This is a genomic window from Vibrio sp. M60_M70 (assembly GCF_037162085.1).
Classification (GTDB): domain Bacteria; phylum Pseudomonadota; class Gammaproteobacteria; order Enterobacterales; family Vibrionaceae; genus Vibrio; species Vibrio diabolicus.
In genome coordinates this window covers 1,486,497-1,504,388 of record NZ_JARLUL010000002.1, presented here as the reverse complement: position 1 = coordinate 1,504,388, position 17,892 = coordinate 1,486,497, and the positions used below count along the sequence as shown (strand labels likewise).

The following is a 17,892-nucleotide window of genomic DNA, read 5'->3' as shown; positions in this document are numbered from 1 at the left end:
TTTCTTATCGGTTGAGGGTATGTACCCAAGTTAATCTCACTTGTTCTTCAACCTGTCGCTGCGTGTGTAAGCAAAGTGGTCCCCTAACAACCAAGTGTTCTGAAGTTATTTTGGGGCGACTATCCTGCGTATCTCCTCCAACACTTCAGGATTGGCTATTGCACCTAAATTTTCTACGCTCCGGTTGTTAACGACTTGCTTAACGGCTAACTCAACCAGTTTTCCCGAACGGGTCTTAGGAATATCGCTTATTGCGTAAATCGCACTAGGTACATGCCTTGGAGAACATGCAGACTTTAGCTGTGCTTTGATGGAGGCGATCATCTCGTCGTTGAGCTCTATCCCTTTCATTAATTGGACAAACAGCCATATTTGTTCGTTGCGATCGACTTCTTTTCCTACTGCGATGGAATCTAGAATACCGTCTATACTGTTCACTTGCTGATAGATTTCGGCCGTGCCGATTCTTACGCCACCGGGATTCAACGTGGTATCACTTCGACCATAAAACACGTATCCACCAACGCTGGTCTGTTCAACATCGTCGCCGTGGTGCCAAATATTGTCGAACTTATCCCAATAAGCACGATGATATCTTTCCCCGGTGTCGTTCCAAAAGCCAGCAGGAAAGTTGGGCAATGAATTGGCACAAACCAACTCACCGCGCTCTCCGATTACGCTATTACCTTGCGGGTTAAAGACTCTGACATCGACCCCTAACCCTGCTGATTGGCACTCTCCTCGATAAACGGGAGAAATAGGGTTGCCTAACACAAAGCAGCCACAAATGTCTGTCCCGCCTGAAATAGAGGCGAGGTGTACATCTTCTTTAATGTGCTGATAGACATAATCAAACTGTTCTGGATACAGAACCGAGCCCGTTGAACAAATGGTTTTCAGACTTGGAAATGCATCACTTTTCGGCGGAGAAAAAGAAACTTTTTCCAATGCCTCTAGGTATTTCGCCGAAGTTCCAAACAGCGTCACTTCGGCTTGTTCAGCGAGGTCCCAAAGCACGTTATGAGCGGGATAAACAGGGCTACCATCAAAAATTACTAAACATGCGCCGCTCGCGAGTGAAGAAACGTGCCAGTTCCACATCATCCAACCGCAGGTCGTGTAATAAAACACTCTGTCGTTAGGTTGAATGTCGCAATGCAGTTGGTGCTCTTTTAAATGGTTAAGCACTGTTCCACCGACGGAATGAACGATGCATTTCGGTTTGCCTGTCGTGCCTGAAGAATAGAGCACAAATAGCGGATCGTTAAAATTAACACGAGTAAAAGTCAGCGCTTCGGGTGTGTATTGATTCAGGACGTTTTGCCAATCTTGAGTGCAGACGTCGCATTCAAAAATGTGTGGTTTCAGGTAGCTAATTTGGCAAACCTGTTTAAGACCATCAAGATGATCCGCAATATGCTGGTTTTTCTCAGACATATCGAAAGTTTTGCCATTGAATGTATAGCCATCACAAGTAAACAGGATTTTAGGTTTCACTTGACCAAAGCGCTCCAAAACGCTTTCAACGCCAAAATCAGGTGAGGTAGAAGTCCAGGTTGCCCCTAAACTGGTGGTTGCTAACATGGCTATCACCGTTTGAGGTAAGTGAGGCAAATAGCCAGCGACGACATCACCTTGCTTGATTCCACATTCTTTCAACCATTGCTGGACACTCGAAACTTCTTCACACAATTGTTTCCATGTGTAGGTTTGCTTTTCTTCACGTTCATTTTCAAACCAAATCGCGAGATCATCGGGTTGGTGACACGCGTAGGTTAGCAAGTTTTCTGCGTAGTTAATTTGTGCGTTTGGGAACCATTTTATGTCTCTATTTTCGACGGGTTGCTGCCAGCGACTTTCTGCTTGCTCCTTTACGGTCTCTCCTTGAGTACCAATGACGTCGCAGAATAACCAGACTTCTTGCCAAAATTTTTCCACATGATCGAGCGACCATTGATGCAGATCGGCGAAGTTTTCAATGGTATTTCCTTGTCGATTAATGTGTTCAATAAACTGTGTGATGTTGGCTTCTTCGATACGACTTTCGCTCGGTTGCCATACTTTGCTGCTCTCGCGCATAGGTCCCTCTATAACAAAGTGGTAACAGATTTTAGTTTGAGAGGAATACACGATAAAGTCAAACAAGCTAGATATTATATCGTGTCATAAAAATCATGCAGTTACGATGCGTTGTAAACAATATGTTACATCGAGTCGATACTGAGAAAATCGTGTAGGGATTGGAAGCTCTTAAGACTGAAGATAGGCTTAATGTAAAGGATTTGTTAATGGAGATGTACCATGACTCAGTATCGTTCTAAACCCGTAAACCAGGAAGGCAGGGTTGAATGGAGCCGTGAAGAAGACGCCATTTGGCGAGATTTGGTAACACGACAAATGGGTGTGATCCAAAACAGAGCTTGTAAGGCTTATTTACACGGTTTAACGCTGCTTGATTTACCTCAAGACCGCGTTCCTCAATTGCCAGAAATTAATCGTGTCCTGATGGAGACAACAGGTTGGCAAGTGGAGCCCGTTCCTGCGCTTATTGACTTCGACCGTTTTTTTAATCTGCTCGGTAATAAGCGCTTTCCCGTCGCCACATTCTTGCGTACCAGAGAAGAGTTCGATTACTTGCAAGAGCCGGATTTCTTCCATGAAATATTTGGTCATTGTGCGATGTTAACCAACCCAGATTTTGCTGCATTTACCGAACATTATGGTCAACTAGGGCAAGCCGCTACACCAAAACAAAGAGCGTATCTCGCTCGTCTCTACTGGTTTACCGTAGAATTTGGCTTGGTGAAAGAAGGGGACAAAACCAAAATTTACGGTGGTGGTATTCTCTCATCTCCTGGCGAAACCCTCTACGCATTAGAGAGTGATGTAGCAATTCGCGACCCATTTGAATTACAAACTGTGCTGAGAACGCCTTATCGTATCGACATCATGCAACCGATGTACTACGTGATTGATGACTTTTCTCAGCTCTTTAAAATCAGTCAGTTAAATTTATTGAAACAAGCCGATCTAGCGATTGAAGCTGGACTGCTTCCTCCACTTTTTGAACCAAAGGAACCTGCTCATGTTGAATGAACAAAAATGCGAAGCTTGTAGTATCGATGCCATTGCACTAAGCAAAGAAGAACAACAATCTCTGCTGCTGCAATTGTCTGATTGGCAGATCATTGAAAGAGAAGACATACCTCAACTAGAAAAGGTGTATAAATTTAAGAACTTCAAACAAGCATGGGCTTTCAGTAACAAAATCGCGGAACTGGCAGAAGATGAGTTCCACCATCCTTCTATTTTGTTGGAGTGGGGTAAGGTCACCGTAACTTGGTGGAGTCACTCGATCAAAGGTCTGCATAAGAACGATTTTATCTGCGCATCAAAATGTGACGCGCTAGCATCGGCAGAGTAGGACATTACCTCATACAAAAAACGCCCGGCTTACGTCGGGCGTTTTGGTTCTAAATGACTTTTACATTACTTTATAGATTGATTCGGAAGACGGATGTCGTGCCCGATACCTCATTGCCAACAGCGATAAAATGACCACCACTACGGGTAAAGTAATTGATGGATTCTGGGCCTAAATCGCCTGCTTTTGGATTGTATGTGCCGTTCGCGCATTCACCATCTTCGACTTCTGTACACACTGGCTGATTGTAATCACGACGGTTTACGTAATGTAGGAACTGCGCTTGTTTCGGGTTGGTAATGTCATAAATCATAATACCGCCTTGGCGCTCTAAGCCGATGAACACGTAATGGCGACCGTTAATTTGTGCTACTTCAATCGCCTCTGGCTCAATGCCTTTATCATCACTTCGGTCATCGCCACTGTGATTGTTATCGTTGGTACTGTTGAAGTTTTTACCTTCATTCAGCAGCGCGATAGTCGCGAAATCGTCACCACTATCGAAGACCAACTTGCCGTTTTCATCCCAAATCGAGAATGAACGCGTGCCAAATGCTTGAACATTACCTTGTGCAGAAAGCGTTTTTTCCGGCTTAATCACTTTTAAACGCGCGAGTTGTTTGTTGTCTTTTAGTGCTTCTGCCAGTGGGTGCTCTGCTGCTACTTTCAGCTTCTTACCGCGCACTTCGTCAACATGACTTAAACAGGTTCCTTGCTCAGAAGTATATTCATCTGTTCCAAGGAAATCGTCTTCATCCCACATAAAGCCTGCTTTGTCGCACAGTTCTTGAGTGGTTTTGAATCCGTACTCACGGCCGTCGCCTTCATTTGCGGATACGATGTAAGTACTCCCATTCACTGAGTAGCTGTCGATGGTGTCAGGCATAAATAAGCCAACCAGTTGTGGGTAGCTTTTCAAGTTTCCAATAATTTTGTCTTTGTTAGATGCATCGAGTTTAGCGTCCGACCAAGACTTCTCACCTAAGCCAACAATTTTTTCTACCGATTTGCTCACTGGATTGACGATTGCCATGGCGTTATTTTCTTGTAGCGCGACATAGATTTTACCGTTATCTGCAAAAGTGAGGTATTCAGGCTCTAGATCTTGAGCGATAGTGGCGTTTGGCCCCGAAATACGCACATTCATTGGGAGCTCTGCTTTTCGTGAACCATCAAACTCATTAAAGCCAATTTGTGTCACTTCTGCTTGAGTAACGCCAAGGTTCAGATCGATCAAAGTGGCGCTACCTTCAGGATCGACGCTGTAATCGCTGTTTGGTTCGCCTTCATTAGCGGTTGCGATGTATCGGCCATCTTTCGAGAAGCCCACCATGTCTGGCAATGCGCCTGTTGGGAACGTCGTGACTAATGACAAATCGTCGGAGCGGTACAAACCAACAATACCATTCGCTTGTTTATTACTGTTTTCAATCGCAACCGCGACCAAACCATTGAATACAGCGACACTGTTTGCAGCGCCAATTTCAACGCCAGCTGCTTCGCCAGCGCTGTTGAGATCAATGAATGCGGTTTGCGTTGGTACGCCGTTGTCATCCATAGAAAGTACATCGACACGTTTTGCTTCAGCATTGATCACATAGAGCTTATCCGTACAGGCGTCATAACTGACGATTTCAGCTGCCGATGTGTCGAATGGGGCATCAGCAACGGATGTCCCGATAAACGTTAACCCTTGAATTGAAGTTTCCCCAGCAACGGGCGCAGTGGTAGGTTTGCATTGTGTAGCGAATGAAGCCACGGTATCTTCGGGTTGTGATGAACACGCGATGGCAAGTGATGACAATGCGAGTGCACCGATTGCCTTTAAAGGGGTGATCATGATATCTCCTTATCAATCCGATACGTTGTCAATCAGCATGGGGTTTATGCTTCTGTCCATTTCCGCAATTGGAATGATGGAACGCTGAATGACGTGTGATTTGGTAAGGCTCTGAATATATGTATGATTGATGACTCTTATATTGGCTTTTTATGAAACTAATGTGTCATCAAAATGATGAAGTAGGGATAGAGGAATAATGGAATTAAAATCGTTTTTAGATTTGTTGGCAGCTTCACCAGAGCAGGTCGAATTTGAAGCAACGATGGCGGTGATCGAAGAAAACTATACGTTTGAGCCAACCGCTTTTGTTAATGGTGAGACGCAAAACAACGCGGGTGAGAACAACGGTTCGTGTAAGATCTTCGCTTTCGGCTTGCTAAATAACCTAGACAAAGAAGCGACGCTAGCCTGCTTTGGCCGTTTTTATCGTGAAGATGTATTGCAGCATCCAGAGAATAGCGATCACCAGAATATTCGTAATTTTATGGTAACAGGGTGGGATGGTATTAAGTTTGAAGCACCCGCTTTAACCGCTAAATAAACACCAGTCAGAAAACGCAGAACAGTAAGCCAGTCGTATTATGCGACTGGCTTTTTTTCTAGACATTTTCGGCACAAACACAACTGGTTGGCGCTTGGCTTGGGTAAATCACGGGTTTCAATAGTAAAGCACCAACAGGTTTCTTTGCCTGCGGCGATATCACAATGGGCTTGAGTCCCGCACTCAGGACAATTGTGCGTTGAATCTTTCCCTGCGATTTGTTCGATAATCGTATCTCGTTGGAGATCGGTTTTGTCTTTCCATTGGATGATTTCATCCATCGTTCGGTGACAACCAGAGCATATTCCGGCGTTATTTTTACATGCAGCTCGACAAGGTGACTTCATTGCTTTCTCGTTCTCATTTTTTATGCCGCGTACTCTAGCACAAAGCGAGTCAAAGCCGCCAAAATAAACGTGAGTGCGATTTGCTGGTGAGGAGAGGACGGCAGTGATATTCTTGGACGAGTTACCTCAAATCTTTGTCACTTATGTTAGAAAAAGAAAACCTCATTAAACTCGCTAGAGTGCAAATGCCATTTGGCAAATATGCAGGGCGAGTGTTAATCGACCTACCTGAAGAATACCTATTGTGGTTCGATAAAAAGGGCTGGCCAAGTGGCGAGCTAGGGGATTTGCTCAAGCTGTGTTTAGCGCTCAAAATTGAAGGCTTAGATAGTGTCGTGAAGCCTTTGAAGCGTATGTAACTAGCCACAGAAACTCCCACTTTTAATGAAAAGACTTATTATGAATTTTGATATCGATGCACTGAAACACCACCAATTAGTCGAAGATGGTAAATTAGAGGGATGTTACATTCATCAGCCAGCCCAAGGTAGCCAGCAAGATGACAAAGCTGTTTTGGCAGAGCGCCAAGCCTTGGAAAAGTTGGGATATAAGGTAATACAGGTTAAAGCTAAAGGCGGGACAACAACGTTTGCCGAGGCGATGCAAAAGCTTGCGAAGGAAACTGGTCACCTGCCTAAGGAGTAAGTGAGTGTAACCTGCCACAGCTTCCCTAGTTATTCCACGATACCATGTGTTTTCATCAAAAGAGCCAGACCGTTAGGCTGACTCTTTTTTGCTCCAGACCCGTTGAGAGCTTAAACATTTATCGTATCAATAAAGTCCGTCAGTAGAGAAACCAGTTAGTTGCATAAATAACGAGAAGGACTAGAAGACCTAGAAGGAATGGGAAAGTTAGCATCATTGCGAACTTTTTTTGAAGCTTGGTTTATCGAATACCACGCCTTCGGCCTCCCTTACTCTTCGCTCTTCATCAAAATGCCATTTAATAGCTAAGTAAGCTCCAATACCTAATACAATAAGCTTAAAAGCGCCAGCAAAGTACGGAAAGAAGTTAGCCCAACTGTCGTTCATTATTCATCTCTCTCAAATTAAATATGGGCTTTACGGTAGCAGAATCCAAGGCTCATGTTTAGTGCGCTCCCAAAGTCAGGTGCTCTGACTGGCACAAGCCTACTGCTCGTGCTAACTGTCCACAACTCTCTTTACAATATACTTAGTTATTAATAATTTAATAGAAAAGGACTAGAACATCTATATTCAGAGGCGTGTCTGTATGGTTTGTAACGTCTTTGCCCCATTCCAATTTAGCTCGTTTGATCGTCTCTTTGCCTAATAGTTCCCATTTATAATGATCTTGCTTGGTTCAAGGCCAATTTCACCCAATGTTACCGTTGCCAGCCCATCAACATGTGCAGTATAGGGTCTGAGTTTTGAGTGGATACAATCTTCTCGGATTAGCCACCATATCGTTCACGATGACCAACAGCCAAGGTCAGGTCACGCGTTTGTCTCACAGCCCAAAAGTGCAAGTGAGAACCGCGGTCACAGTAAAGAATTTGTTTTGTATCATCTTGGGTTTGCCATCATGCCAAGATTTATGATGGAGAAAGAGTTAGCTCGAGGAGATTAAGTTCGCATCCTATTTGATGTACACGACTTGGAGAACCCGACTTATGCGGTGTACTAATAGAAAGCTTCGATGCCGCTTCGAGTTGAGTTCTTGAAGAAAAAGGCCGGTGCGTTTGAATAGCATCGAACGCCACCTATTAAACTTAGTATTCCCGAAAGAAAAGCCCACCGAAAAGCGGGCTTTGTTCTCTTTTAGTAACGAGAATAACAACTAGTAGTTAGCTTGAATGCTGACACCGCTATAGTTTGAGTAACCTTGAATCATGACGTGATAACGTCCACTTTGTGTCGCGCTGACCGTACATGTTTCATTGTTACCGTATTTGAAAGGTCGGCAGTCCCATGCATTCAGTGTCGGTTTTGCACCAAAACGGAGATACAAATCCGCATCACCGCTGCCACCATACATTTGTACGGTTAAGCGCTGCCCAGCTTCTACATCAACATAGTAATACGCTACTTGACCGCTTGAGCCACTTAAACCGCTCACTGGCACACCCGAGGTTAACTTGCCCTCTGGGTCTGGTGTTGGATCTGGGCCACCACAGTCTTGGCCACAATCAGCATCCGTTAAGCTATAAAGTAGCTTGTTCACGCTGCCTCTTGTGTCCGTCACCTTTCCGGTACTTGCGCGGCTCACGATCAAGGCCTCTACTTGGCTTGGCGACAGCGAACTGTTTTCTTGAAGATATAATGCTGCTACACCCGCCACATGCGGCGTAGCCATCGAAGTGCCACTAATGGTTTTGTAACCACCGTCATACCACGCAGATTTGATTTGTGATCCTGGCGCAAACACATCCACACAACTGCCCCAGTTTGAAAAACTCGAACGTGCATCCGTGCTGGTGGTCGAGCCGACAGTTACACCAGTAGCAACGCGCGCTGGAGAGTAGTTACACGCATCGGCATTGGAGTTACCTGCTGCTAGCATAAAGCTGACACCTGACTGAACCGCACTTTGCACCGCGCTATCGAGAGCGACAGATTGACCGCCACCTAAACTCATATTGGCAACTGAAGGTCCGGAAGCATTCGCAGTCACCCAATCCACACCGGCGATAACACCAGATGTAGAACCCGAACCGCTACAGCTCAATACTCTCACACCGACAAGGTTGACGTTTTTTGCAACACCATACAAGCTGCCGCCAATGGTGCCCGCAACGTGTGTACCGTGTCCATTACAGTCACTTGCATCTGCATCATTATCGACAAAGTCATACCCAGAAACCGAGCGCCCACCAAACTCAACGTGTGCATTGTTCACACCAGTATCGATAACATAAGCCGTTACACCAGTTCCATCAAAGTTGGCACTGTAGTTGTTATCGAGTGGCAAGTTACGTTGGTCGATTCGGTCTAGTCCCCAAATGGCATTGGTCTGATTTGCGTCTGCCGAGACTATTGGGTCAAGCGATAGGATTCTGTCTTGCTCAATGTAGTCCACACGAGGATCAGAACGCAGATCTTTCAGTTGCTCAGGACTCAAGTTAGCGACAAATCCACTTATCGAGTGGTCAAAAACCGACTCCACTTGTATCGAATACAAACCAGACATGCGGTCTACAGACTGTTGCGTGAATTGCTCGAATTCTGTTGAGTTGCTCGCCATCATTTGCGGTTGTTGAAATACCACTATGTAGCGATCTGCAATGGCGATGTCGTCCGGTGCAAGCATCAAAGTGGCAGGCAATGTGTCGGGAGCTTGTTGTAACTCTGCACTGTCCGCAATCTCATTGGGTTGCGAAAAAGCGAGAGAAGAATGAAAACAGAGCGCGGAGGTGATACAACAACTTAGTAGTTTCTTTAACATAAAATGTTCCTTGAAATCATAGTCTTGTTGATTTTACCTAGTACCAAACTGTCAACACGAAAACACAGACAATCAGCGTAGTACGCTCAATACGTGCTGCAGTGACGTTACACAAATCAAACTAGACAATGAGTAACCATATGCATAATTGATAATAATTCGCATACTCAGAAACATGATCAATAACTAAGCTTTATTGAAATTGAAATGCAAAGATTCATTTAGATTTAGAGCAAAATCCCTAAAATAGAATAATTCTACACACCTGGCTTATTGCCTGTTATATGCACTATTCTTACCGATAATTTACGCAATAAAAACCTAACTATCCTTTCATTGGTCATGACTCAATTTGGTTGATAGATGTTAATATAGCCACCTGGTTTCTGATGTTTTTTAACTCATGGCTACTATCTAAGTTCAATGTCGTTTCTGTAATAAAACAGAGCCCGTCCGTGAACATGGAAAAGGGCATTCTGGCTTTCCTCGTTTCAGGTGTATCGAATGTCGAAAGGGCTTTCAACTCGATTAAGTTTACGAAGCCCGCAAGCCAGATGTAAAAGAAAAAATTGTCGATATGTCAATGAATAGCTCTGGAGTTAGGGAAACAGCACAAGTGTTGAATGTCGCATACAACACGGTATTGAGCACTTTAAAAAATCTCGCCAAGGTAAGTAACCTCAATACCTTTCGATAGAGCAAATATCAGACTAATTTGTAAACTTGAAAGGCTAGCTGCATTGGTTGAGGAGTATGAGGAAAAACACTTCCCCATTTAAGAACTGTGATTACCAAGGGAGCCTGACGGGATAAATCCCAAGCGACTTTGTCGTTCACCTTTAAGTCTAGCCCACAGGCTAGACTTCTTTATTTAATGCCGCTGAGCGTTGTATTCTCAGCGCTCTGGTATTCAGTGCCTCGCGCTTCCAGATATTTCGTATCGTGCAACTGCTGACGGTGATGTTGTACTCCTTCTTTAGCATGGTTCTCAACTGTACTGAGGTTTGATACGGATTGTTTAAGGTCAGCTCGATAATTTTATGTTCGGTTTCTTCAGGTATGCTGTTTTTGCTGCGGTGCAGCGGTTTGTTAATGCGCTTAAGGCCAAGGATGCCTTCCTCGGCTAATACCTTTTGATAGTTGTAGATACTTCGGCGCGAGCAACCAGTGAGCCGAGCGGCTTCCGTCGCATTACCCAGGAGGTCGGCAAGCTCGATGACATCCAACTTGCGCTGGACTTCCATCCCATACTCACTCGCTTTTGGTGGCTCTTCTAACTCGGTAATATGCAGTTTTCGGTGGCCAAAATAGGCTGAGAATGCACCATCGAACTGACAGCGTATTTCCAGTTTCTGATTGACGATGGAGTGCCTTATGGGCGAGTCGATGAGATACATTTTATTGTTATAACTGAAGGTATGATCTCGGCGAACCTTGCGATATTCCTTGTGAACACAGACCGTATCAAGGTTGATGTGTTCAGGTACAACCTTGAACGCCGACCTCGGGTTCTTCGCCTGCACCGCGATTTTCTGTTGCCAGTATAGTGGAATGAATTGGTTTTGAAGATACTCGTTGGCGCTTTGAATATCGGTAATATGATGCAGCCGAAGCTCTGGAACCAGCCTGTCTTGGAACGTATCGAATGCCCGTTCGACACGTCCTTTGCCTTGGGGCGAATTCGCAAAGATGATTTCGATCCCTAGCTCTTCACAAGCGCGTTGCATCTGAGAGAAGTTACTGCGTTTTGGACCACCGAATATACCCGCTCTATCGACGTAGAGCGTCTTAAACAGACCTCGCTTTTCGATATACGCCTTCATGACTTTCATACAGCCTTCCGTGGTTTCGGAAGGGAAGAACTCGGCATGGATATCACTGGTCGCATCGTCGATGATGGCAATCAAGCATGAGCGATGCTCACCAAACCATTGATGCGGACTGCCGTCCATTTGCAGCATCAGTCCAGGCTGCTCCATTCGTTCCCTGTACTTTCTTACTCGGCTACGACGACGCTTGGCTCGCTTCACATGGTGGATAGCGTGCGCCCACTTTCGCAAAGTTTCCCGCTTGATGGTCAAGCCTTCGTTGACCGTGAGCAACTCGGCCAGATGCTGCAAATTGAAATCGAAGTACTTAGTTTGGATCAGTTGCTGAACCTGTCTTTTTAGTGAATCAGGGGTTTTATTGACAGGCTCACGACCTTTATTGCCATGGACAACAAAGCGTATGCCTTCACGGCGATAGCGGTGGAGATAACGCTCTATGGTACGACGGGATTTATTGAGGAGTTTGGAAGCACTGTTAATGCTGATCTTACCTTGAGTGACTTTAGCGATCACATCAACAGTAAGCTGGGAGCGAGAGTCCATGATGATCATCCTTACTAACCCCTGAATGGTGATTTGACCTATTCAAAGGGTTAGGTATAGAAACGGATCCGTCATTTTCCCTTGGTAATTAATCAACCGACAAAATCGGTTGGTAGTTAAGGTACGACAGAATCGCTTGGTGATCACATGATACAGGCTTTTCTCCTGAAAAGCCTGTGCCCCAAAATCATTTAGAGCTAATGCTCATGACACTTTCAGAAAACTTTGCATACCCCAAATTTCTATAATGAGCCAGAAATTGAAGACCATTGAATGTTGAAAGGTCGCTCGCTAGACACACATAGCCATCACGCTATCGAGTCGCGTCTGCATCGACCTGGTGTTAAGCCAAATCTTTTCTTGAAAATCTTGCATAGATAGCTGATATCCCGAACACCCACTTCATCTGCAAGTTGGGCAAGGTCATGACTAGAATGTTTCAATCGCCAGTACACATGTTGTAAACGTAATTCTTGCCAATAATGACTCGCTGAAATGCTGAGCTTTTGCTGAAATAAGCGGTCTAACTGTCGTCGACTAATCCCGATGAGCGTAGCAACCTGTTCTACGGTCATTGTCTGTTCCAAGTTTTCTTGCATCAAAGAAATCGCTCTATCCATATGACGATTCCTGTGTACTCCTTGCTCTGACGACTTTAGACGGTGTTGCATGCTACGATTTTCATCAACCAGCATATCCGCTAACCCTTTTTCTGCCTTTGTTTGACCGACATGCTTTTGCAAAATTGCCACCGCAAGGTCGATAGTGGCACTTCCGCCAGTGCAACTGATTAGCTCCTTATCAAAGTGATAAAGCTGCTCATCTCTTACAATTACTTTAGGGTAGGTTGCTTTGAACTCGCTATGGTGCCGCCAATGAACCACAATTTGATGACGGTTAAGTAGCCCTAACTCAGCTAGAGTAAAGCAAGCGTTATCAATGCTGACAATTGGTATTCCATTGGCGACAATATTTCGAACAAAAGAGCGATAATAAGCGGCTTGCTGCTGAGATTCAGTTGCAGTGCGGCTACCAAAGAAAACCACATAGTCAAAATTCGCAGGCTTAACGTCACTAAAATCGAGGTCAACTCTGATAGGGATTCCGCTACTAGAAATGATTAACCCTTTGCTGTGAGACACAACTTTCCATGAGCAATATCGTTGTTGACTGTGATCCGCTTCATCTGCGGAGAATCGGAGTTTATCTAAGAAGCCACCAAACGGAAGCATGTTAAAGTTATTTAGAGGTATCAATAAAAATCGGACACCATTATTTTCATTCATTTGTATTGAACCTTAAGTCTAAATATTCATGTTTTACGTCCAGAATATACCATAGATAAATTGAGAACTGAGAGATACTAATCTCCCTTAAGTTCTCAATTTGCTGGTTGGTTATGACGTTTGAAATTTGGTGTGTCTTTGCTTTGTCTGCGCTGGGTCTTGCTTGTGTCCCAGGTCCTAACTCGCTTTTAGCACTCAGCCACGGTGCACGATATGGCTATAAGAAGACAATTTGGACAATATGTGGTGGCGTGAGTGGCTTTCTCATCTTGATTACGGTAGCTATGCTAGGTTTAGGTACATTACTAGAAGCAAAACCTGAATTGATGATTGGTCTTCAATGGCTGGGAGCTTTATATCTTGCATGGTTAGGTTTCAAATTGTTTTTCGCATCTTCAATCAGCATTGAGCAAACAACAACTGTAGTGTCTGTTCTGCCGAAAGAGCTATTTAAACAAGGTTATTTCGCTGCTTTGTCTAACCCGAAAGTCTTACTATTTTTCACTGCTTTTTTAGCTCAGTTTATCAACCCCGACGAGGCGTTCATCCCCCAATTTTTGGTGATAACATTCAGCTTTCTTTGTATTGAATTCGCCGTAGAGTATATCGTGGCCAGATTGGCTGATAAGGTTAAAACAGTGCTTTTAGCCAATGGGCGAGTTTTCAATCAATGTTGTGGTACAGTTTTTTTGCTGTTAGCAGCAGTAGCTGTTGTAAAAAGCCTAGCTTAACTGAATAGCTAAGCTGAACTCTGGGGCATTAATATTGGAGTATTGCGCTTACTTTAATCGCAACACCTTTGCCCCAAACAGTGTTAAGTCAGTTAATGATCATTAAAGCGGTTTCTATTAGTTTCCCTCAATTTATCTAATAACAACCAATACCAAGGACAAGTTTTGTCCCAATAGTATCCTTATGTGTCCTTTAAGCCACTTTTGAGCGTCTATCCTATTGCATAAAATGACTCCATTACAGCAAAGCACAGCAATACTGGAGCACAATTATGAAAATCACACAAATTCGCAATGCAACACAAATCATCGATTATGCAGGTAAAACATTTCTTATTGACCCAATGTTAGCGCCAAAAGGCACTTACCCTGGATTTGAAGGAACAGCAAATTCACACTTACGCAATCCAACAGTTGAATTGCCTTTGCCTATTGAAAGCATCATCAATGTGGACGCAGTTTTGCTAACTCATACTCACCCAGACCACTGGGATGAAACAGCAGTAAATGTGATACCTAAAGATAAATTGATTTTTGTACAACACGAAGGTGATGAAGCTATTCTTCTATCACAAGGTTTTACCAACGTTAAAATTTTCTCTGAAGAGACTGAATATCACGGTATTTCATTTACACGTACAGTCTGCCAGCATGGCCCAGAAGCTGCTTTCCAGCATGAACAAATGGCAGAAATTTTGGGTGAAGTGACGGGCGTTATCTTCTCTCATGCCGATGAAGAAAAATTGTACGTGGTTGGTGATACGATTTGGATCCCAAGTGTAGAAGAAACCATGAAAAAAGAACAACCTGGTGTCGTTATTCTCAATACTGGCTGGGCGCATGTACTGGGCTTTGGACCTATTATCATGGGTAAAGAAGATGTACTAAAAACACACCAAGTACTTCCTAAAGCAAAAATCGTTGCGACTCATATGGGCGCAGTTAACCATGTATTGGTAACGACTCAAGAAATGCGCGAATACGCAGTTGCAAATATGATTAGCGATTTTGTGTTTGTTCCAGAAGATGGTGAAACAGTAACACTTTAGTTTGATGTTAGGAGTATGCTGGTAATGACATCTGAGACAAATATTGAGCTAGTGAAGTCTTTCTACAGGGCTATAGAGGGCAATGATTATGATGCAGTAGCTTCAATGTGCCATGAGCAATTCACTTTCTACTCACAAGTAGATACACCATTAGATATCAACGGTTTCCTTACTCAGGAAAAGGGAAATATGGACGGTTTTCCTGGCTTTGTTTTCCGTATACATGACATCTTCGCTCATGATGATAAAGTAGCTTGTTATATGATATTTGAAGGCGTTCATTCGGCACCTATGCATAATTTGAAGCCAACAGGGAAGAAGGTTCGATTTTCATTGATGATGCAGCTAAAGATTAAAGACGGCAAAATCATCGAAAAACGAGCGCACTTCAATGAGGTTGATATTATGAAGCAACTACAGAGTTAGAGTTGATAACGGCACAGAGTGATTCATTGACATTGCTCTGTGCATTTTACTTTGGAAACGAACTATGTATCTCAATGAAAACCATAAAATCCCTTCCGTTGCTGTTGTTGTTTTCAATCGCTTTAGCCCGTTTCATATTTCTGTCCCTAGCATTGTGTTTGGAAGAGATACCCTTAATGAAGCTTTTTTCGAGCTTAAATTTGTCGCTGGAGAGGAAGGACCGATTTTATCTGATATCGGTATGGAAATTCATACCGAGGCGCAGCTTGATTTCCTAGAGTATTGCGACATCATCGTTGTACCTTATTGGAGAACAATTGACGAGCGCCCTAATGAAAAGTTGCTCAATGCTCTCTGTCGTGCTCATGCCCGAGGCGCATTGGTTGTCGGTTTATGTCTTGGTGGTTATGTTCTCGCTTATGCTGGCTTATTAGCGGGGAAACGAGCTGCGACACATTGGGAATTAGAACAGGATTTTAGTCAACGCTTTCCAGAAGTTTCGCTCGATACGAATGCCTTATATGTTGAAGATAGCGGGGTGATAACCTCAGCAGGTACTGCCGCAGGTATCGATTGCTGTCTGTATGTTTTCCGAAAATACTACAGCAGTACGATTGCGAACCGAGTAGCAAGAAGAATGGTTGTGCCTCCATACAGAGATGGTGGGCAAGCTCAGTTTATCGATCAACCTATACCTGTGACGACATCTGATTCACGTATCAATGCATTAATGGACAATATCAGGCGTGATATCAATCAAAAATATTCACTGGATGAGCTAGCAGATTCAGTGATGATGTCCCGCCGAACTTTTACGAGAAAATTTAATAGAGCTACAGGTATGTCATTTGGAGAATGGCTGACGGCTGAGCGACTAAACTTGGCTCAGGATCTACTTGAATCTACAGATTTGTCTATTGAACAGATTGTTGCAAAAACAGGGTTTAGCTCAGTTCTCATTTTCAGAGATAAATTTAAAGAGCGTTATGAGGTAACCCCTAACCGATGGAGGAAAACGTTCCACCAACAGCCTTAGACAAATATTCAGCGTTCCAACTAAGGTTTGCCATACATTTCCTCATGTCAATTCCGATTATTAGGGAGGTTAGCGTAGCTCATTAAGGTCCAGCTTCGAGCTAGCTACCTCTGGCTAGTTCAACTCGCACCAAAGCTTGTTGCACTTCGATTACGTTTCCGATAGTCAGCTAGTTTTGATATGCAAAAGTAATGTGTGGCAAAACGCAAGACCTTACCCCATTTCTTTTCCATTTCTTTTTCTTCCTGTGCTAACTAAGTTCGTTCTAACCATGCTCGAATCTGTTTGATAACGGCTGGTATCTCACTTTCTCCTCGCTGGTTTTGAAAAGCGTGATCCAAACCAGCGAGTAACACAAACGACACGTTCGAACGCGACTGCATCAGTTGCTCTGCTTGTCGTTTCGCCTGATCAGGTGAAACGTTAATGTCTCGCTCCGACTGCAAAATGAGAATGTCGGCACTGACCCGTTCAAGTATCGTCCTTTGGTCTAACGTCAGCATCTCTTTCCACCAAGCAAAACCATGGGAGCTCATATTGATGTCCATTGTTTCAGCGCTTACCACGGCTTGCTGAAAACCCAAGAAACCATTTTTTGCTTCTATCAAGGCTTCCGATGGCATAGTTTGCTCCATATTATAGAGAACATCATCAACGAAGAAGCGCCCACCAGCGTTCAAAGACACTAAGCTATCAACCGATGGAACTTGTGACGCGACCATGGCGGCAACTACGGCCCCTTCACTCCCGCCAAGTACAATAATGTGCTCATAATTACTCTCGAGTCTTTCGATCACTTGTCGGTAGTCTGCCGTGCGCTGTGTCGGTGAATCCTTTTGAATGTACGCTGTCGGGCAATCAGGGCTATCGCCATCGGGATTCCACCTGATCGCTTGGTTTAGCCCGTATTTCTCTACCGTGAGTAAATCAGCCTCTGGCGCCGTTTGAGAAAATAGGTCATTAATCGTCGTGCTGTGGGAGACGCTATTGCAATCAGAGCCTTGCATGATAACCAACAAGGTATTACTCGGATTTTCCGCCGCTTTGGTGAGGTAATAAATTAACGATGAGCCATCTTGCCGCTCGATACTATGGATAGTAGAAGACGCTTTGGCGACGCCAACAATAAGTAGCGGTATTACTAGAATTATCCGAATCAGGCCCATTTCAATCCCTTAAAATTAATATAAAAGTTAAAATTTTCACCTTTTGAGCACCGCGAATCGGTAAAGTTCATTTTGCCTTTAAGATTCTGAATGGAGTGGTGACCTAAAGCTTAACCAGTGTTGTTGTCCAAGGACGTTCTGAAGCCAATCTCGGCAAACACGACTCTGCCCCGAAGTTGTTCGCCTAATATTTGGGACACACTTTTCTTGCTACTAATTGACCTATTTCTCCTAATGATTCAATATGGCTCTGATTGAATAATGT

The 17,892-nt window shown here is 44.0% G+C and carries 16 protein-coding genes and 2 pseudogenes; 10 read left to right on the top strand and 8 right to left on the bottom strand.

All coding sequences use genetic code 11. The annotated features are described in order from the left end of the window. Positions 1-105 precede the first annotated feature (105 nt). On the bottom strand, positions 106-2,079 hold the full coding sequence (locus P4S59_RS22335) for an acetoacetate--CoA ligase (RefSeq protein ID WP_104972771.1): 1,974 nt from the start codon (positions 2,077-2,079) through the stop codon (positions 106-108). 222 nt (positions 2,080-2,301) lie between these two features. On the opposite strand from P4S59_RS22335, the gene phhA reads away from it, so the two are divergent. Continuing rightward, positions 2,302-3,096 (top strand): phenylalanine 4-monooxygenase, encoded by a 795-nt coding sequence (gene phhA / locus P4S59_RS22330; RefSeq protein WP_337169081.1) that lies wholly within the window; start codon positions 2,302-2,304, stop codon positions 3,094-3,096. Continuing rightward, complete coding sequence (locus P4S59_RS22325) at positions 3,086-3,424, top strand: 4a-hydroxytetrahydrobiopterin dehydratase (RefSeq protein WP_005375563.1); 339 nt, start codon at positions 3,086-3,088, stop codon at positions 3,422-3,424. Before phhA ends, P4S59_RS22325 begins: the two co-directional genes overlap by 11 nt. Before the next feature lie 70 nt (positions 3,425-3,494). On the opposite strand, the gene P4S59_RS22320 is transcribed toward P4S59_RS22325, so the two are convergent. After that, on the bottom strand, positions 3,495-5,264 hold the full coding sequence (locus P4S59_RS22320) for a choice-of-anchor I family protein (protein WP_337169080.1): 1,770 nt from the start codon (positions 5,262-5,264) through the stop codon (positions 3,495-3,497). A 199-nt stretch (positions 5,265-5,463) separates the two neighbouring features. Here P4S59_RS22320 and P4S59_RS22315 point away from each other — a divergent pair, with 199 nt between their 5' ends. Further along, the gene (locus tag P4S59_RS22315) at positions 5,464-5,808 is read left to right on the top strand and encodes a HopJ type III effector protein (protein ID WP_046873686.1); all 345 of its coding nucleotides are present in this window, start codon (positions 5,464-5,466) and stop codon (positions 5,806-5,808) included. 38 nt (positions 5,809-5,846) lie between these two features. On the opposite strand, the gene P4S59_RS22310 is transcribed toward P4S59_RS22315, so the two are convergent. Continuing rightward, positions 5,847-6,155: a cysteine-rich CWC family protein gene (locus P4S59_RS22310; protein ID WP_080955956.1), complete on the bottom strand. Its 309-nt coding sequence runs from the start codon at positions 6,153-6,155 to the stop codon at positions 5,847-5,849. A gap of 143 nt (positions 6,156-6,298) precedes the next feature. On the opposite strand from P4S59_RS22310, the gene P4S59_RS22305 reads away from it, so the two are divergent. Both P4S59_RS22305 and P4S59_RS22300 read left to right on the top strand, forming a co-directional pair. After that, entirely contained in the window at positions 6,299-6,514 is a 216-nt protein-coding gene (locus tag P4S59_RS22305; protein WP_005391112.1) for a DUF3820 family protein, read from the top strand. Between the two features lie 40 nt (positions 6,515-6,554). Next, the gene (locus P4S59_RS22300) at positions 6,555-6,800 is read left to right on the top strand and encodes a hypothetical protein (protein WP_017821096.1); all 246 of its coding nucleotides are present in this window, start codon (positions 6,555-6,557) and stop codon (positions 6,798-6,800) included. Positions 6,801-6,939: 139 nt separating this feature from the next. Here the strand turns inward: P4S59_RS22300 and P4S59_RS22295 are convergent. Both P4S59_RS22295 and P4S59_RS22290 read right to left on the bottom strand, forming a co-directional pair. Next, positions 6,940-7,187, bottom strand: a pseudogene (locus tag P4S59_RS22295) (hypothetical protein). Positions 7,188-7,956: 769 nt separating this feature from the next. Further along, positions 7,957-9,561 (bottom strand): S8 family peptidase, encoded by a 1,605-nt coding sequence (locus P4S59_RS22290; RefSeq protein WP_337169078.1) that lies wholly within the window; start codon positions 9,559-9,561, stop codon positions 7,957-7,959. Positions 9,562-9,979: 418 nt separating this feature from the next. Here P4S59_RS22290 and P4S59_RS22285 point away from each other — a divergent pair. Beyond that, positions 9,980-10,289 (top strand): annotated as a pseudogene (locus P4S59_RS22285) (IS1-like element transposase); the annotation flags it as partial. Positions 10,290-10,418: 129 nt separating this feature from the next. Here P4S59_RS22285 and P4S59_RS22280 read toward each other — a convergent pair. Together P4S59_RS22280 and P4S59_RS22275 are read right to left on the bottom strand one after the other, a co-directional pair. After that, positions 10,419-11,942 carry an ISNCY family transposase gene (locus tag P4S59_RS22280; protein WP_337169077.1) on the bottom strand — a complete coding sequence of 508 codons (1,524 nt, stop codon included), beginning with the start codon at positions 11,940-11,942 and terminating at the stop codon, positions 10,419-10,421. Between the two features lie 299 nt (positions 11,943-12,241). Continuing rightward, on the bottom strand, positions 12,242-13,219 hold the full coding sequence (locus P4S59_RS22275; RefSeq protein ID WP_047009893.1) for a GlxA family transcriptional regulator: 978 nt from the start codon (positions 13,217-13,219) through the stop codon (positions 12,242-12,244). Between the two features lie 113 nt (positions 13,220-13,332). Between P4S59_RS22275 and P4S59_RS22270 the strand changes: the two genes are divergently transcribed. From P4S59_RS22270 to P4S59_RS22255, 4 genes are all read left to right on the top strand, one after another. Continuing rightward, entirely contained in the window at positions 13,333-13,950 is a 618-nt protein-coding gene (locus P4S59_RS22270) for a LysE family translocator (RefSeq protein WP_047009892.1), read from the top strand. Between the two features lie 272 nt (positions 13,951-14,222). Continuing rightward, complete coding sequence (locus P4S59_RS22265; RefSeq protein WP_029843842.1) at positions 14,223-14,999, top strand: MBL fold metallo-hydrolase; 777 nt, start codon at positions 14,223-14,225, stop codon at positions 14,997-14,999. A 24-nt stretch (positions 15,000-15,023) separates the two neighbouring features. Next, entirely contained in the window at positions 15,024-15,425 is a 402-nt protein-coding gene (locus P4S59_RS22260) for an ester cyclase (protein WP_054867876.1), read from the top strand. Positions 15,426-15,489: 64 nt separating this feature from the next. Next, a complete protein-coding gene (locus P4S59_RS22255) occupies positions 15,490-16,461 on the top strand; it encodes a GlxA family transcriptional regulator (RefSeq protein WP_047009328.1) in 972 nt (323 codons plus the stop codon). A gap of 254 nt (positions 16,462-16,715) precedes the next feature. On the opposite strand, the gene P4S59_RS22250 is transcribed toward P4S59_RS22255, so the two are convergent. Next, entirely contained in the window at positions 16,716-17,627 is a 912-nt protein-coding gene (locus tag P4S59_RS22250; RefSeq protein ID WP_337169076.1) for an alpha/beta hydrolase, read from the bottom strand. Between the last annotated feature and the right edge of the window lie 265 nt (positions 17,628-17,892).

What these genes read in the sequence shown, in the direction of transcription:
- P4S59_RS22335 (WP_104972771.1), bottom strand. Translation starts at nt 2,079, where the DNA reads ATGCGCGAGAGCAGCAAAGTATGGCAACCGAGCGAAAGTCGTATCGAA.
- phhA (WP_337169081.1), top strand. Translation starts at nt 2,302, where the DNA reads ATGACTCAGTATCGTTCTAAACCCGTAAACCAGGAAGGCAGGGTTGAA.
- P4S59_RS22325 (WP_005375563.1), top strand. Translation starts at nt 3,086, where the DNA reads ATGTTGAATGAACAAAAATGCGAAGCTTGTAGTATCGATGCCATTGCA.
- P4S59_RS22320 (WP_337169080.1), bottom strand. Translation starts at nt 5,264, where the DNA reads ATGATCACCCCTTTAAAGGCAATCGGTGCACTCGCATTGTCATCACTT.
- P4S59_RS22315 (WP_046873686.1), top strand. Translation starts at nt 5,464, where the DNA reads ATGGAATTAAAATCGTTTTTAGATTTGTTGGCAGCTTCACCAGAGCAG.
- P4S59_RS22310 (WP_080955956.1), bottom strand. Translation starts at nt 6,155, where the DNA reads ATGAAGTCACCTTGTCGAGCTGCATGTAAAAATAACGCCGGAATATGC.
- P4S59_RS22305 (WP_005391112.1), top strand. Translation starts at nt 6,299, where the DNA reads ATGTTAGAAAAAGAAAACCTCATTAAACTCGCTAGAGTGCAAATGCCA.
- P4S59_RS22300 (WP_017821096.1), top strand. Translation starts at nt 6,555, where the DNA reads ATGAATTTTGATATCGATGCACTGAAACACCACCAATTAGTCGAAGAT.
- P4S59_RS22290 (WP_337169078.1), bottom strand. Translation starts at nt 9,561, where the DNA reads ATGTTAAAGAAACTACTAAGTTGTTGTATCACCTCCGCGCTCTGTTTT.
- P4S59_RS22280 (WP_337169077.1), bottom strand. Translation starts at nt 11,942, where the DNA reads ATGATCATCATGGACTCTCGCTCCCAGCTTACTGTTGATGTGATCGCT.
- P4S59_RS22275 (WP_047009893.1), bottom strand. Translation starts at nt 13,219, where the DNA reads ATGAATGAAAATAATGGTGTCCGATTTTTATTGATACCTCTAAATAAC.
- P4S59_RS22270 (WP_047009892.1), top strand. Translation starts at nt 13,333, where the DNA reads ATGACGTTTGAAATTTGGTGTGTCTTTGCTTTGTCTGCGCTGGGTCTT.
- P4S59_RS22265 (WP_029843842.1), top strand. Translation starts at nt 14,223, where the DNA reads ATGAAAATCACACAAATTCGCAATGCAACACAAATCATCGATTATGCA.
- P4S59_RS22260 (WP_054867876.1), top strand. Translation starts at nt 15,024, where the DNA reads ATGACATCTGAGACAAATATTGAGCTAGTGAAGTCTTTCTACAGGGCT.
- P4S59_RS22255 (WP_047009328.1), top strand. Translation starts at nt 15,490, where the DNA reads ATGTATCTCAATGAAAACCATAAAATCCCTTCCGTTGCTGTTGTTGTT.
- P4S59_RS22250 (WP_337169076.1), bottom strand. Translation starts at nt 17,627, where the DNA reads ATGGGCCTGATTCGGATAATTCTAGTAATACCGCTACTTATTGTTGGC.